General features: G+C 67.3%; 13 protein-coding genes. 9 read left to right on the top strand and 4 right to left on the bottom strand.

The window, feature by feature from the left end; all coding sequences use genetic code 11:
• From lpxB to N5E02_RS08245, 5 genes are all read left to right on the top strand, one after another.
• Positions 1-1,167, top strand: a 1,167-nt coding sequence (gene lpxB, locus N5E02_RS08265; RefSeq protein ID WP_279946164.1) for a lipid-A-disaccharide synthase, incomplete at its 5' end; no start/stop codon positions are given.
• A complete protein-coding gene (locus N5E02_RS08260) occupies positions 1,164-1,823 on the top strand; it encodes a ribonuclease HII (RefSeq protein ID WP_005415842.1) in 660 nt (219 codons plus the stop codon). The genes lpxB and N5E02_RS08260, both read left to right, overlap by 4 nt.
• Positions 1,824-2,060: 237 nt before the next feature.
• Positions 2,061-5,654, top strand: a complete 3,594-nt coding sequence (dnaE, locus tag N5E02_RS08255) for a DNA polymerase III subunit alpha (protein ID WP_065177437.1) — start codon at positions 2,061-2,063, stop codon at positions 5,652-5,654.
• Positions 5,655-5,709: 55 nt separating this feature from the next.
• On the top strand, positions 5,710-6,579 hold the full coding sequence (locus N5E02_RS08250) for a hypothetical protein (RefSeq protein WP_171955921.1): 870 nt from the start codon (positions 5,710-5,712) through the stop codon (positions 6,577-6,579).
• A gap of 113 nt (positions 6,580-6,692) precedes the next feature.
• Positions 6,693-7,652 (top strand): acetyl-CoA carboxylase carboxyltransferase subunit alpha, encoded by a 960-nt coding sequence (locus N5E02_RS08245; protein WP_065177439.1) that lies wholly within the window; start codon positions 6,693-6,695, stop codon positions 7,650-7,652.
• A gap of 313 nt (positions 7,653-7,965) precedes the next feature.
• Here N5E02_RS08245 and N5E02_RS08240 read toward each other — a convergent pair whose 3' ends face one another.
• Positions 7,966-8,421: a CopD family protein gene (locus N5E02_RS08240; RefSeq protein ID WP_279946163.1), complete on the bottom strand. Its 456-nt coding sequence runs from the start codon at positions 8,419-8,421 to the stop codon at positions 7,966-7,968.
• A 187-nt stretch (positions 8,422-8,608) separates the two neighbouring features.
• Here N5E02_RS08240 and N5E02_RS08235 point away from each other — a divergent pair, with 187 nt between their 5' ends.
• Together N5E02_RS08235 and phaZ are read left to right on the top strand one after the other, a co-directional pair.
• Positions 8,609-9,199 (top strand): class I SAM-dependent methyltransferase, encoded by a 591-nt coding sequence (locus tag N5E02_RS08235; protein WP_065186374.1) that lies wholly within the window; start codon positions 8,609-8,611, stop codon positions 9,197-9,199.
• Between the two features lie 93 nt (positions 9,200-9,292).
• The gene (phaZ, locus tag N5E02_RS08230; RefSeq protein WP_065177441.1) at positions 9,293-10,600 is read left to right on the top strand and encodes a polyhydroxyalkanoate depolymerase; all 1,308 of its coding nucleotides are present in this window, start codon (positions 9,293-9,295) and stop codon (positions 10,598-10,600) included.
• A gap of 108 nt (positions 10,601-10,708) precedes the next feature.
• On the opposite strand, the gene N5E02_RS08225 is transcribed toward phaZ, so the two are convergent.
• Complete coding sequence (locus N5E02_RS08225) at positions 10,709-11,698, bottom strand: sensor domain-containing protein (RefSeq protein ID WP_065177442.1); 990 nt, start codon at positions 11,696-11,698, stop codon at positions 10,709-10,711.
• On the bottom strand, positions 11,695-12,060 hold the full coding sequence (locus N5E02_RS08220) for a PadR family transcriptional regulator (protein ID WP_004150914.1): 366 nt from the start codon (positions 12,058-12,060) through the stop codon (positions 11,695-11,697). The genes N5E02_RS08225 and N5E02_RS08220 overlap by 4 nt, the downstream gene beginning before the upstream one ends.
• Positions 12,061-12,196: 136 nt before the next feature.
• On the opposite strand from N5E02_RS08220, the gene N5E02_RS08215 reads away from it, so the two are divergent.
• The gene (locus tag N5E02_RS08215) at positions 12,197-13,099 is read left to right on the top strand and encodes a peptidylprolyl isomerase (protein ID WP_279946162.1); all 903 of its coding nucleotides are present in this window, start codon (positions 12,197-12,199) and stop codon (positions 13,097-13,099) included.
• A 590-nt stretch (positions 13,100-13,689) separates the two neighbouring features.
• On the opposite strand, the gene N5E02_RS08210 is transcribed toward N5E02_RS08215, so the two are convergent.
• Positions 13,690-14,562 carry a DMT family transporter gene (locus tag N5E02_RS08210; protein WP_065177444.1) on the bottom strand — a complete coding sequence of 291 codons (873 nt, stop codon included), beginning with the start codon at positions 14,560-14,562 and terminating at the stop codon, positions 13,690-13,692.
• A 115-nt stretch (positions 14,563-14,677) separates the two neighbouring features.
• Between N5E02_RS08210 and N5E02_RS08205 the strand changes: the two genes are divergently transcribed.
• Positions 14,678-15,622 carry a LysR substrate-binding domain-containing protein gene (locus tag N5E02_RS08205; protein ID WP_279946161.1) on the top strand — a complete coding sequence of 315 codons (945 nt, stop codon included), beginning with the start codon at positions 14,678-14,680 and terminating at the stop codon, positions 15,620-15,622.
• Positions 15,623-15,689 lie beyond the last annotated feature (67 nt).

Here is a 15,689-nt window from a genome sequence, read left to right as displayed (position 1 = left end):
GAGCGCCCGTTGCGGATCGCGCTGGTTGCCGGCGAAGCCTCCGGCGACCTGCTCGGTGCGGGCCTGGTGCGTGAACTGAAGGCACGCTTCCCGAATGCCGAGTTCGCCGGTATCGGCGGCGATGCCATGCGCAGCGCCGGCTGCCAGACCTGGCACGATGCCAGCGAGCTGGCGGTGATGGGCCTGACCGAAGTGCTGCGCCACCTGCCGCGCCTGCTCAAGCTGCGCTCGGCGTTCCGCCAGCGTGCGCTGGACTGGCAGCCGGACGTGTTCATCGGCATCGACGCCCCCGACTTCAACCTGGGCATCGAGCGCTGGCTGAAGCAGCGTGGCGTGCGCACCGTGCATTACGTCAGCCCGTCGGTCTGGGCCTGGCGCGAAAAGCGCGCCGAGAAAATCGGCAGCAGCGCCGACCTGGTGCTGTGCCTGTTCCCGATGGAGCCGCCGATCTATGCCCGGCACGGCATCGACGCGCGCTTCGTCGGCCACCCGATGGCCGATGACATTCCGCTGCAGGGCAACCGCGAGGAAGCACGCGCCGCGCTCGGCCTGCCGGCCTCGGCCAAGGTGCTGGCGGTGTTGCCGGGCAGCCGCCTCGGCGAGATCTCGCGCCTGGGCGAACCGTTCTTCGAAGCCGCCTGGCAGGTCTCCGAACGCATTCCGGGCCTGCATGTGGTGGTGCCTGCCGCCAACCCGGCCTGCAGGCAGCTGATCGAAGAACAGCTGTCGCGCTCGGCGCTGCCGGTGGCCTACTCGCACGTGCTTGACGGCCAGGCGCGCAACGCGATGATCGCCGCCGACGTGGTGGTGCTGGCCTCCGGCACCGCGACCCTGGAAGCCATGCTGGTGAAGCGGCCGATGGTGGTCGGTTACCGCGTCAACGAACTGACCTATCGACTGGTCAAGGCGCTTGGCCTGATCAAGGTCGACCGCTTCGCCCTGCCCAACATCCTGGCCGGCCAGGACCTAGCACCGGAGCTGATGCAGCACGACTGCACGCCGGACAGGCTGGCCGCGGCCATCCAGCAGTGGTTCGACCACCCGCAGCGGGTGATCGACCTGCAGGACACTTATGTGCGCCTGCACGAGCGACTGCGACGCAACGCCTCGGCGCGTGCCGCCGATGCCGTCGGCGAGCTGCTGATGCGCGACCAGGCGCAGGCATGAGCCGCCGCCACGCCGCAGCAGCAAGCCTGGCCCTGTTCGACGGTACGGCAGTGGTCGAGCCGGAGCGCCTGGTCGCCGGTGTCGACGAGGCCGGGCGTGGCCCGCTGGCCGGGCCGGTGGCGGTGGCGGCGGTGGTATTCGATCCGTCACGGCCACGGATCAACGGCCTGGATGATTCCAAGCAGTTGACCGCTGCCCGCCGCGAGCAGCTGCATGACCGCATCGTCGAGCGCGCCCTGGCCTGGCATGTGGTGCTGGTGGACGTGGACACCATCGACCGCCTGAACATCTACCAGGCCACCCTGCAGGGCATGCGTGACGTCGTTGCAGCGGTCGCCCACGTGGCCGGCTTCGCCCGCATCGACGGCAACGTGGTGCCCAAGGGCCTGGTACTGCCGGCGCAGGCGCTGGTCGGCGGCGATGGCATCGACCGCGCGATCATGGCCGCCTCGATCCTGGCCAAGGTCTCGCGCGATCGCTACATGCAGGACGTGCACGCCCGCCACCCCCAGTATGGGTTCGAGCAGCACAAGGGCTATGGCACTCCGGCCCACCTGGCCGCCCTGCGCGAGCACGGCCCCTGCGTGGAGCACCGGCGCAGCTTCGCCCCGGTGCGCGAGTGCCTGGAAGCGCCGGCTGTCGCGGCCATCGCCTGAGCCTGCTGGCGTTGTAGCGCCGAGCTCATGCTCGGCAGCTGTGGACAGCCGAGCATGGGCTCGGCGCTACAGAAGGCGGCCTCCCGCACGCCTGAATCCGGCGCCACGCCGTGCCCCTGTCAAGCCTTGTGGCAACCCCCTGCCCTCGCTACCCTGACCGGGCATTCCAGCGCTTCCCGACCCCGGCGACGAACCTCCGTCAGCACCCGGGGCCCGCGCGCTCCAACCTGGTCCGGCATGTCCAACTCCCGCTTCGTACATCTCCACGTCCACACCGAGTTCTCGCTGGCGGACTCGACCATCCGCGTGCCGGCCAAGCCGGACCAGGCGGACCCCAAGAAGGCCAAGCAGGCCAACCTGCTGTCGCGCTCGGTGGAGCTCGGCCTGCCCGCGCTGGCGGTGACCGATCTCAACAACCTGTTCGCCCTGGTCAAGTTCTACAAGGCCGCCGAAGGCGTGGGCATCAAGCCGATCGCCGGTGCCGACGTGCTGATCGCCGAGGAAGGCCAGGACCCGTGGCGGATGACCCTGCTGTGCCGCGACCGCGAGGGCTACCTGAGCCTGTCGCGGTTGCTGACCCGCGCCTGGATGGAAGGCCATCGCCCGGAAGGCGGTGTGGCCATCCACCCGGACTGGCTGAAGGCCGGCAACGCCAACCTGTTCGCGCTGGCCGGACGGCAGAGCCTGGCCGGGCGCCTGGCACTGGACGGCAAGCATGAACTGGCCGAGCAGCAGCTGGCCGACTGGCAGCGCGTGTTCGGCGATGGCCTGCACCTGGAGCTGACCCGTACCGGCCGCGAGGGCGAGGAAACCTTCAACCAGTTCGCGCTGATGGCCGCCGGCCAGCGCGGCCTGCCGGTGGTCGCCAGCAATGACGTGCGCTTCCTGTCGCCGTCGGATTTCAGCGCGCACGAAGCGCGCGTGTGCATTTCCACCGGCCGCGTGCTGGACGATCCCAAGCGACCGCGCGAGTACAGCGACCAGCAATACCTGAAGTCGGCCGAGGAGATGTGCGCGCTGTTCGCCGACATCCCCGATGCGATCGACAACACGCTGGCGCTGGCCGAGCGCTGCAACATCGAGATGCGGCTGGGCACCTACTTCCTGCCCAACTACCCGGTGCCCGACGACGAGACCCTGGACACCTGGATCCAGAAGATGTCGCGCGATGGCCTGGAAGAGCGCCTGGAGAAGAATCCGCTGGCGCCGGGCAAGACCCGTGAGGAGTACTTCGAGCGCCTGGAGTTCGAGCTCAACACCATCATCAAGATGGGCTTCCCCGGCTACTTCCTGATCGTGGCCGACTTCATCCAGTGGGGCAAGAACCAGGGCATCCCGATCGGTCCCGGCCGTGGTTCGGGTGCCGGCTCGCTGGTGGCGTGGGCGCTGAAGATCACCGACCTGGACCCGCTGCCGTACAACCTGCTGTTCGAGCGATTCCTGAACCCGGAACGCGTGTCGATGCCCGACTTCGACATCGACTTCTGCATGGACCGCCGCGACGAGGTGATCGACTACGTCGCGCGCAAGTACGGGCGCGAGCGCGTCAGCCAGATCATCACCTACGGCACCATGGCCGCAAAGGCGGTGGTGCGCGACTCCGGCCGCGTGCTCGGCTTCCCGTATGGCCTGGTCGACGGTGTTTCCAAGCTGATTCCCAACATCCTGGGCATCCACCTGAAGGATGCGCTGGGCAAGGGCAAGGAAGGCCCCAGTTCGGAAATGGCGTCGCCGGAACTGATCCAGCGCTATGAGACCGAGGACGATGTCCGCGACCTGATCGACCTGGCGCTGCAGCTGGAAGACCTGACCCGCAACGCCGGCAAGCATGCCGGCGGCGTGGTGATCGGGCCCGAGCCGCTGAGCGAGTTCTGCCCGCTGTACGCCGAACACGACGAGAACGGCCTGGGCAAGAACCCGGTCACCCAGTTCGACAAGAACGACGTGGAAGAAGTGGGCCTGGTGAAGTTCGACTTCCTCGGCCTGCGCACGCTGACCATCATCGACTGGGCGGTGAAGGCGATCAACAAGCGCCACGAACGCGCGGGCATTCCGCCGGTCGACATTGCCGCGATCCCGCTCGACGATGCGCCCACCTACAAGGACATCTTCGCCAATGGCAACACCGGCGCGGTGTTCCAGTTCGAATCCTCGGGCATGCGCCGCCTGCTGAAGGACGCGCGCCCCGACCGCTTCGAAGACCTGATCGCGCTGGTGTCGCTGTATCGCCCCGGCCCGATGGACCTGATTCCCTCCTTCAACGCGCGCAAGCACGGCCAGGAAGAGATCATCTATCCCGATCCGCGCACCGAAGCGATCCTGAAGGACACCTACGGCATCATGGTGTACCAGGAGCAGGTGATGCAGATGGCGCAGATCGTCGGCGGCTACTCGCTGGGCGGCGCTGACCTGCTGCGACGCGCGATGGGCAAGAAGGTGCCGGCGGAAATGGCCAAGCACCGCGAGATCTTCCGCGAAGGCGCAGCCAAGGGCGGCGTCGACGGCCCCAAGGCCGACGAAATCTTCGACCTGATGGAGAAGTTCGCCGGCTATGGCTTCAACAAGTCGCACGCCGCTGCATACGCACTGGTCAGCTACCAGACCGCCTGGCTGAAGCGCCATTACCCGGCCGAGTTCATGGCGGCCACGCTGTCTTCAGACCTGGACAACACCGACAAGGTGGTCGGCTTCCTCGACGAGGTGCGCAACCTCGGCCTGACCGTGCTGCCGCCGAAGGTGAACCAGTCGGCCTTCATGTTCGAAGCGGTCACACCGGACACGATCCAGTACGGCCTGGGCGCGATCAAGGGCGTCGGCCAGGGCGCCTGCGAAGCGGTGGTCGAGGAACGACTGAAGGGCGGACCGTTCAAGGATCTGCTGGACTTCTGCACCCGCGTCGGCTCGGCCAAGCTCAACCGGCGCACGCTGGAAGCGATGATCAACTGTGGCGCGCTCGATGAGCTCGGCCGCAACCGTGCCTCGCTGATGCTGCAGCTGCCGGAAGTGATCAAGGCCACCGACCAGATGGCACGCGAGCGTGCGTCCGGGCAGAATTCGCTGTTTGGCGGGCCCGATCCGAGCACCGTGTCGATCCAGCTGGACCTGCCCGAGGCCGAAGAATGGCCGCTGCTGCAGCGCCTCAACGGCGAGCGCGACACGCTGGGCTTCTACCTCAGCGGCCACCCGTTCGATCCCTGGCGCGACGATGTGCGCGACCTGGTCGGCAACGACCTGGGTTCGGTGGAGAAGATCTGGAGCGCCAACAGCGGCGGCGGCGGCGGTGGCGGCGAGAAGCGCTGGCGCCCGGAAGTGCAGACCGTGCTGGCCGGCCAGGTGGTCGGCGTGCGCCGCAAGGGTGAGAGCCAGATCTTCATCCAGCTGGAGGACGGTCGCGGCCGCGTGGAGTGCAGCGCGTTCTCCGATGCGATGGCCGAGTTCGGCCACCTGATGACCAAGGACCGCATCCTGGTGGTCAAGGGCGGCCTCCGCGAGGACGAATTCAACGGCGGCTACGCACTGCGCATCCGCCAGTGCTGGGACTTCGACGAAGTCTGCGCCAACTACGCCACGCGGCTGTCGTTGCGCCTGGACCTGCGCCAGCAGCGCCCGGTCTGGGAGCGCATCAATGCCCTGCTCGACCGCCATCGCCCGGGGCGGACGCCGTTGCGCCTGGACCTGCTGCTGAAGGGCCCGCACGGCGGTGTCGCCGGCATGCTGGATGTCTCCGGGCAGAGCGCAGTGCGCATCGATTCCAAGCTGATGGAGGCGCTGCGCGCCGACCCCGCCGTACGTACGCTGAAGGTGCGCTACAGCCCGCCGTGGGCCAGCTGAGGCTGGCTGCTTCGTGTTCCTGTTTTCCCGTTCCAGTCATCAAGGACGATCGCCAATGAAGACCCTGCTGTTCCCGTTCGTTGCCGCACTGGCGCTGGCCGCCTGCTCGCCGTCGAAGATCGAGTTCCAGATCGACAACCCGACCGACACGCCGCTGGCGCTGAGCATCGACGGCCAGGACCTGCCGGTGGCCGCGCACGGCTCGCGCCCGGTCTCGCTGGCCATTGGCGAGCATCGCCTGCATACCGACACGCTCGGCGACGTGCGCTTCATCGTCTACGTCGACGGTCGTGGCGGCCTGATCAACCCGACCCTGAGCGAATACGTGATCGCACGCGAGGTCTACGTCACCGACGAGAGCAAGCTGAAGAACTTCGGCACCGGCAAGGCCGGCATCGAGCTGGGCGGCGTCGACTTCGAGGGCCCCTTCGAGAAGCACCACGACCTGTTCATCGACAAGACCTGGACCTACGGCGTGCGCGAACCGTTCCCGAAGGAAAAGGTGGTCGCCCACGTCGATTCCAGTGGTGGCCAGATCATCGCCAAGGTGTTCACGGCACCGGATTTCATCGCCTACGTCGAGGAAGGCATGGGCGAGCCGGGCGCGTTCAAGCGCGAACAGCCGGCCGGCTACGTGGCCCCGGCATACAGCCTTGAACCGGCACCGGCCAGCCTGCCGGCGCTGGCACCGGCCTTCGAGGCGCATGCCGCGCCGCTTCGCGCGGTCTACGCGCGATGGCTGAAGGCCACCACCGCCGATGAACAGAAGGCCCTGCGCAAGCAGGACTTCGCTGCGCAGATGGCCTTCACCTCGGCCACTGCCACCCTGGGCAGCGGCCTGGGCCGGGAGGCCAACGAGGCCTACAACGACTTCGTTTCCCAGCGCAGCCAGTTGATGGGCCGCAGCGCCCTGGTGGTGCCCTGAGCTGACTGGCGCCGCCTGCCCGGCTGCGCTACCGTCGCCTTCCAGACGAAGGCGTACGGGTGGTTTGCACGCATTCGGCTAGAATTGCCCCCTTCTTTACACGACGGCTTCCGATGAATCCGAACTACCTCGACTTCGAGCAACCCATCGCCGACCTGGAAGCCAAGATCCAGGAACTGCGCAACGCCAGTGCCGGGCCGGCGGTCAATGTCGAGGCGGAAGTGCACGCGCTGCAGGACAAGCTGCGCATGCGCACCGCGCAGATCTTCCGCAACCTGACCTCGTGGCAGGTGCTGCAGCTGGCCCGGCACCCGTCGCGTCCGTACACCGCCGACTACATCCGCGTCATGTTCGATGAGTTCCAGGAGCTGGCCGGTGACCGCGCCTTCGCCGACGACAAGGCGATCATGGGCGGCCTGGCCCGCATCAATGGCCGCGCGGTAATGGTGATCGGCCACCAGAAGGGTCGCGACACCAAGGAAAAGATCAAGCGCAACTTCGGCATGCCCAAGCCGGAGGGCTACCGCAAGGCGCTGCGCCTGATGAAGATGGCCGAGCGCTTCGGCCTGCCGGTGCTGACCCTGATCGACACCGCCGGTGCCTGGCCGGGTATCGACGCCGAATCGCGCGGCCAGTCCGAAGCGATCGCGCGCAACCTGATCGAGATGGCCGAGCTGAAGGTGCCGATCATCTGCACCGTGATCGGTGAAGGCGGCTCCGGCGGCGCGCTGGCGCTGGGCGTGGGCGACCGCACCGTGATGCTGGAATACGCGGTGTACTCGACCATCACCCCGGAAGGCTGCGCCTCGATCCTGTGGAAGGACGCCAGCAAGGCCAAGGAAGCCGCCGAGCAGCTGGGCCTGACCGCGCCGCGCCTGAAGAGCCTGGGCCTGGTCGACAAGGTCGTGCGCGAGCCCACCGGCGGCGCCCACCGCAACCCGACCCAGATGGCCAAGCGCCTGAAGGCCGTGCTGCTGAACGAACTGGACGCGCTGGACAAGCTGTCCACCGAACAGCTGCTGGAGCAGCGCTACACCCGCCTGCGCAGCTACGGCACGTACGAAGCGGCCTGATTCATCGGCTTGTTACTTTCTTGCTCGTGCAAGAAAGTAACCAAAGAACACGCCGCCGAACGCGAACCGGTGCTATGTACCGGTTCCCTGCGCTTCTCGGTGAATCAGGGGACGGCGCCGAACTCGCTGCGCTCAGACATCGGCACCTCTTCGCCCCTGGTTCACCTGCGATGCTCGGCTCGCTCATGGCGGACCTGAACATCAAAAGCCACAGCTGCGCCCAGTAGATCCACGCCATGCGTGGATGCCTCTGCTTTGGCGAAGAATCACGCGAACCCGTAGAGCCAAGCATGGCTCTACGGATAACGGACGGTCAGAACGGCTTTGCCAGCACCAGCCACACGATCGGAATGAACGCCAGCAACGGAATCTCGTTGATCCAGCGCAGCGCGCGCGACGACGGCAGCGCCCTGCCCTTGGCCACGCCCTTCAACAGACTGCCGATCCAGCTGAAATACACCAGCAGCACCACCACCAGGCCCAGCTTGGCGTGCAGCCAGCCAGCGCCGCCCGGCGCGACCATGGTCGGGAAATCCGGGATGACCTTGTAGCCCAGCCACAGCACCAGGCCCAGCACAAAGGCCAGGCCGAACATCGAGTGGCCGAAACGGTACAGGCGCAGGCCCATCAGCTGCAGGCGCTCGGTCACCGCCGGCTGGCCTGCGGTCTCGGCCAGGTTGACCAGGATGCGCGGCAGGTAGAACACCGTGGCCATCCACGCCACCACGAACACGATGTGGAAGGTCTTGACCCAGTAGTAGCTCTGCATGCGCTCGCTCCGGCGGCTGGCGTAGATGGGCGCCTATTGTCGCAGTAGAGCCACCTCATGGGTGGCTGCCGCGTCCAATCGCCGCATCAGGACAGCCATGCATGGCGTGGCTCTACTGCGGGTCCGCCACACCCGGGGGCGCAACGCCGTACGATAGGCACCGTTTTCCCTGATCGCGCACCGCCCCATGGACAAGACCTACGACGCCGCCTACTTCCAACGCTGGTACCGCCGCGCCGACATCGGCGGCAGCGCCCGCCTGGCGCGCAAGGTCGCGTTGGCCGTGGCCAGTGCCGAGTACTACCTGGAACGACCGATCCGCAGTGTGCTGGACATCGGCTGCGGCGAAGGCGCCTGGCGCGCACCGCTGCTGAAGCAGCGTCCGAAGGTCGAATACCTGGGCTTCGACAGCAGCGAGTACGCTGTGCGCCGCTATGGCCGCACCCGCAACCTGCACCTGGCCAGCTTCGGCGATTTCGCCTGGCTGCGGCCCTGCGCGCCGGTCGACCTGCTGGTGTGTTCGGACGTGATGCACTACGTGCCCGACCGCGAGCTGCGCGCCGGCCTGGCCGGCGTGGCCGAGCTGACCGGCGGTGTGGCCTTCCTGGAGACCTTCGCCGCCGAGGACGCGTTCGAAGGCGACCACGACGGCTTCCAGGCCCGCCCAGCACGCTGGTATCGGCGGACGCTGGCCCGGCACGGCCTGCAGCCGGTAGGGTCGCACTGCTGGCTCGGCCCCGCCCTGGCAGGCGATGCCGCCGCGCTGGAACGGATGTGAATCCGGATTCATTATTTTCAGCCAACTTAACCTGCGGGACACCCGGATGGGATATGCTGCGCGGCAACATATGACCATACATATTCGGTCGTCATGCTCTATCAACTGCACGAACTGACCCGCAACCTGCTCGCCCCCTGGGTGCACCAGGCCCAGGCCAACGCCAAATTCTTCGCCAACCCGGGCCACTGGTGGTCGCAGATGCCCGGCGCCGATCGTCTGGCGGCGGTCAATGAGCTGTTCCACCGCATCGGCAAGGATTACGAGAAGCCCGAGTGGGGCATCAACGAAATCGAGGTCGACGGCGAGCGCGTGCCGATCGTCGTGCACGAGGAAGTGAGCAAGCCGTTCTGCAAGCTGCTGCGCTTCAAGCGCCACAGCAATGAAGCCGACCAGCTGCACACCATGCTCAACCAGCCGTTCGTGCTGGTGGTGGCACCGCTGTCCGGGCACCACGCCACGCTGCTGCGCGATACGGTGCGCACGCTGCTGCGCGACCACCGTGTGTACGTCACCGACTGGGTGGACGCGCGCATGGTGCCGGCCAACGAAGGCGAGTTCGGCCTGGACGACTACATCGCCTACATCCAGGAGTTCATCCGCCATCTGGGCGTCGAACGCCTGCACGTGGTCAGCGTGTGCCAGCCGACGGTACCGGTGCTGGCCGCGGTTTCACTGATGGCCAGCCGTGGCGAGCCGACACCGCGCACCCTGGTGATGATGGGCGGCCCGATCGATGCGCGCTGCAGCCCGACCGCGGTGAACAACCTGGCCACGCAGAACCCGCTGTCGTGGTTCGAGAACAACGTCATCCACACCGTGCCGGCCAGCTATCCCGGCGCCGGCCGCCGCGTGTATCCGGGCTTCCTGCAGCACGCCGGCTTCCTGTCGATGAACCCCAGCCGCCACTTCAGTTCGCACTGGGATTTCTACACCGACCTGGTCAAGGGCGACCTGGAAGACGCCGACGCGCACCGTCGCTTCTACGACGAGTACAACGCGGTGCTGGACATGCCGGCCAAGTACTACCTGGATACCATCCGCGTGGTGTTCCAGGACTTCCTGCTGCCGCGTGGCGAGTGGGTGGTCAACGGCGAGAAGGTCGACCCGTCGGCGATCCGCGATACCGCGCTGCTGAGCATCGAGGGCGAACTGGACGATATCGCCGGCCTTGGCCAGACCGAAGCAGCGCAGGCGCTGTGCACCGGCATTGCTACTGACCGCCGCGAGCATTTCATCGTCGAAGGCGCCGGCCACTACGGTATCTTCAGCGGCCGTCGCTGGCGCGAGGTGGTGTATCCGAAGGTGCGCGACTTCTTCGCTGCCCATGCCGAGGCACCGGCGGCGAGGGCCACGAAGAAGAAGAGCAACGTCACTCCGTTGCGGCGAAAGGCGGGCTGATTCCCGGCAGGGGTCGGATCCCTTTCCAACGGGAAGGGCACTGACCCAGCATGATGGGATCCGGGGTCAGAGCCCTGTTCTGCGAACAGGAATCCGACCCCTGGCCTGTTACAACCGCACCAGCAGGTTCTTGGCAATCAGCCCGTGCAGCTTGCCGATGCCCCGTGCCAGGTGCATCGTCAACAGCAGCAGCAGCACGCCCACAGCTGCGATCACGATGCCCACCAGCGGCGAGGCGGCCATCGGCAGCACGTTCACGCCATCGACGTAGACACCCGGAATGTCACCGCTGAACAGCGCGGCCACCGGCGCCCAGATGAACCCCAGCGACAGCGACAGCAGCGTCACCGCGATGGTGAAGTAGACCACGCCCAGCGGCAGCATCAGCACGAAGTACAGCAGGGTCAGCCAGGTACGGCCATCGGTGAACATGTCGCCGATGCGCTGCAGCCACGTGCGGCTGCGGTCGGTGTAGCGCGGACGGCGCGGCATGCGCTCGCCCAGCAATGCTTCCACCAGCCGCCCTTCCAGCAGCGCCAGCCCGCGCACCGAGCCGAAGAACAGCACGGTCAGCGGAATGCCGACGATCAGGATCAACAGGCCGAGCGAGAGCGACAGGCCGGTCACCACCCAGGTGAAGAAGAAAATGCCGGTGGCCAGCGACAGCAGCATGTAGAACAGCGCGCCATAGGTATGCGGATCGGCCACCACGCCGAAGAAGCGCGCCAGCAGCGAGCGTTGCACCGGCGCCGGCGGCGGTGAGGCCGGCTCGACGCCACTGGCTTCCGCCGCCGCACGCAGCACCGGCGCGGTATCCGCACGCGGCGTGCGCAGCGCGCGGTTCACTGTCACTTCGGTCTCGCGGTAGATGTCGGCCACTTCGTCCGGCGCGCCATAGCTGCCGGCAACGTCGGCGATCACCTCGGCCTCGCTGCGGCCGGGCTGCGCGGCCAGCTCCGAGCGCAGGTATTCCTCGGCGTCGTACAACGCGTCCTGCACCATCGCCGGATCGGCACCTTCCAGCGCAGCGCGCAGCTGCGCCAGGTACTGCGGAATGGTGGTCGGCAGGGCGCGGCCTGCCAGGCTCGGGTCGTTCATTGCGGTACCCCCTCCAACACGGAATCGACGGAATCGCGGGTGGCCTGCCACGCCTGGCGCCACTGCGCCAGCACCTCGCGGCCACGTTCATTGATGCGGTAGTAGCGCCGCGGCGGCCCGCTGCTGGACGGCTCCACATGGCTTTCCAGCAGGCCGGCGCCCTCCAGGTTGCGCAGCACCGGGTACAGCGCGCTCTGCTTGCCGCTCAGCACGCCCTCGCCCACCCGCTCCAGCTCCTTGGCAATGAGGTAGCCGTACAGCGGCTCCCCGGCCCGGGCCAGCACCGCCAGCAGGGCCAGCGACACCGTTCCGGCGCTGAGCTCCTTCTGGAACTTCTTCAGGTGGACATCGTCCTCGGACATGGCCGGCCCTCCACTACGTTGAAGTCCACAGTAGTGCGAAGTTCGGTATAGCGAATGTGTCGTTAGTCACTCTGCCGGTTGGCGTGACCGGATTGCTCGCGCAGAATCGAAGCCTCGTTCATGTTCCGGGGTTCCCATGCCGCACCGCCGTCGCTTTGCCCTGACCGCCCTCGCCCTCGCCTGCCTGCTGCCCGCCATGGCCAGCGCGGCCTCGCCTTACCGCAGCCCGCAGCAGATCTTGGACGCCTCGCCGGCCAGCGACTGGCGCACGCCGGACCCGGCCAACCTGCTGTACATGGACCTGCCGGCCGGGCGCGTGATCATCGAGCTGGCGCCGCAGTTCGCCCCGCGCCATGTCGCCAACATCCAGACCTTCGCCCACGAGCACTTCTGGGACGGCACCAGCATCTACCGCTCTCAGGACAACTTCGTGGTGCAGTTCGGCGATGCCGACGCCGATGACGCGGCCAAGGCCAAGCCGTTCGGCAGCGCCGCGCGCAAGCTGCCGGCTGAATTCGAGCGCGCCAGCGCTGGCCTGAAGGTCAGCGTGCTGCCGGATCGCGATGGCTGGGCCGCGCAGACCGGTTTCGTCGACGGCTTCCCGGTCGGCCAGGACCCGCAGGCCGGCAAGGCCTGGCTGGCACATTGCTACGGCATGCTGGGCGCCGGCCGCAGCAACGAAGAGGACAGCAGCATCGGTGCCGAACTCTACGTGGTGACCGGCCAGTCACCGCGTCAGCTCGACCGCAACATCACCCTGGTCGGCCGCGTGCTGAAGGGCATGGAACTGCTCAGCGCGACCCCGCGCGGACCGGCGCCGATGGGCTTCTACACCGACCCGAATCTGCGCACGCCGATCGTGGCGATCCGCCGTGCCAGGGACGTGCCGGCGGCCGAGCGCACACCGATCCAGGTACTGCGTACCGACTCGAAGACCTTCGCCGATACGGTGGAGGCGCGGCGCAACCGCGTGGATGATTTCTACAAGCGCCCGGCGGGGCATATCGACCTTTGCAATATTCCGGTGCCGGTGCGGTGATGGTTTCCGCACGTTACGCGTGCTGAAGGTACTTCACTGTTCATGGGCGTCACTTTTCTTTTCGCGCGAAAAGAAAAGTAACCAAAAGAAACGCGCCGCCAGGTCGCGAGCCGCCGTGCTTCGCACGTCGGTCCCCTGCGCTTCTCGGTGAATCAGGGGACGGTGTACAGAAGGCAGCCGACTAACAGTCGGCTCTACAGGACATCGGCGCCTCTTCGCCCCTGATTCCCCTGCGATGCTCGGCTCGCTCAAGGCGGACGCAGTTCAAAGGCCACAGCTGCACCCAGTAGATCCACGCCATGCGTGGATGCTCTTGCTGTTGATCTTGACCTTCCAGTCCGCCTTGAGCGAGCCGAGCACCGCAGGTCCGGCGAGGGCGAAGAGGCGCGGGTGTTTGAGCGCAGCGAGTTCCCGCGCCGTCCCTCGACGGGCCGAGGAGCGCAGGGTACCGGTGCGCAGCACCGGCTCGCGACCTGGCGGCGTGTTTCTTTGGTTACTTTCTTTGCACGAGCAAAGAAAGTGACACCTCCCCGCAGGCGCGGAAATGGGCCCGCCGGGCATGGCGCGGTGCTACCGCTGCGCGCGCGCGCTCAGCCCTTCTGACTCACCGCCACGCTACCCAGAATCAACGCACCGGCAATCAGCATCTGCAGCGTCACCGGCTCATCCAGGAACAACCACGCAAACGCCGCACCGAACAACGGAATCAGGTAGGTCACCGTCGACGCCCGCGACGGGCCGATACGACCGATCAGGCGATAGAACATCAGGAACGCCAGGCCGGTACAGGCCACGCCCAATGCGATCGCCGCGCCCCAGGCCTTCAACGGAATCGCCGCCTGCGGCCAGTGGCTGACCGCCATCGGCAGCATCCACAGCGAGGCGCACGACAGCGTTGCCGCCGCGGCGGCGGCCGACGGCAACCCGGTCATGTGCCGCTTCACCAGGTTCACGCCCAGGCCGTACAGCAGCGATGCCGCCGCACCGGCCAGCACTGCGGTGCCGATGCTCAGGCCGGAGACCTTGGCCGTGGCCAGCACCACCACGCCGGCGAAGCCGACCAGCAGCGCCCCGGCACGACGCATGCCGATCTTCTCGCCGAAGAACAGGAACGCGATCAGCGCGGCGAACAGCACCGTCATCGCATTGCAGATCGCACCGATCGCGGCCGGCGCCTGCTCGGCGGCGTAGGCAAACAGCACGAACGGCAGCGCTGAGTTGATCAGGCCGATCGGTGCCAACCACAGCCAGCGGCGCGGCGGGAACTGCGCGCGAGCGCGCCACAGGAACGGCAGCAGCACCAGCGCGCCCAGCACCAGCCGTACCTCGACCAGCGCGAATGGGCCGAACGACGGCACCGCCACCCGCATGAACAGGAACGAGCAGCCCCAGATGGCGCCCAGCAGGGTCAATTCCAGCGGCGTGCGCCAGTCGCGCTCGGCCGCCTGTGGGATCGCATTCATGTCCTGCCTCCGTCCATCGTCTGTTCCTCGCCAAGGCAGACAGGATCAGGCGCAGACGCCCGCCGCACAAGCGCGTAGTATCGCTGTCAGCCACAAATATGGTTTGAGGCTCGACATGCTGCTCCGTCCTTCCCTGCTCCCCGCACTGGCCGTGTTCGCGGTCGCCGCACGCCACCAGAACTTCGCCCAGGCCGCGCAGGAGCTGCACCTGACCGCCAGCGCGGTCAGTCACCACGTGCGCCGCCTGGAAGAAGTACTTGAAGTTCGCCTGTTCCTGCGCCACGCCCGCGGCGTGCGCCTGACCGCCGAGGGCCGGCAGCTGGCCGACGCCGCCAGCGCCGCCTTCACCGATGTCGCGGCGGTGGCCCATCACCTGCAACCGGATGCCGACAGCGTGCTGCTGCGGATCACCACGCTGCGCTCGCTCTCGTACTGCTGGCTGCTGCCGCGACTGCCACGCTTCACCCAGGCCTATCCACACATCCGCATCGAGCTGCACACCGGCAGCGGGCTGGATCGCTACGACGACAACGGACCGGAAGTCGGCATCCGCTACGGGCTGGGCCAATGGCCGGGCCTGCGTGCGCAGCACCTGATGGATGACTACCTGTTCCCGGTGGCCTCACCGGCACTGGCCGGGGTCGAAACGCTGGTCGATCCGGCGCGCATCGCCGAGCTGCCGCTGCTGACCGACCTGTCGCCGCAGGGCTGGCGCGACTGGTTCCGCCACGCCGGCGCGCGCCCGCCGTCGCCGATGCCGCCGATGCACACCTTCGCCGACAGCACCGACGCGATGCGTGCAGCGGTGTATGGCATGGGCGCGGTGCTGGCGCGCACCCACATCGCCCAGCCCTACCTGCAGCGCTACGAGGTGGTACGCCTGCCCGGCCCGGCATTGAAGGCGCGCTATGCCTATCACGTGGTGCACGCAGAAGGGCAACCGCCGAGCCCGGCCGCGCGCCTGTTCATCGACTGGTTGCTGGAACAGGCGCAGGACGAGCGCACGCCGATTCCGGCATTGCCGGACAGCCTGCTCGGGCGGCCGGCAACGCACGCCTGACTGCGCCCTCACCCGTTCTTTGCCTCACGCTGGCTAGGCTGCTGGCGAACCCACAACGTACCTATGC

This window comes from Stenotrophomonas sp. GD03777, assembly GCF_029842485.1.
GTDB classification, from domain to species: domain Bacteria; phylum Pseudomonadota; class Gammaproteobacteria; order Xanthomonadales; family Xanthomonadaceae; genus Stenotrophomonas; species Stenotrophomonas sepilia.
This window is presented reverse-complemented; position numbering and strand designations above follow the sequence as displayed.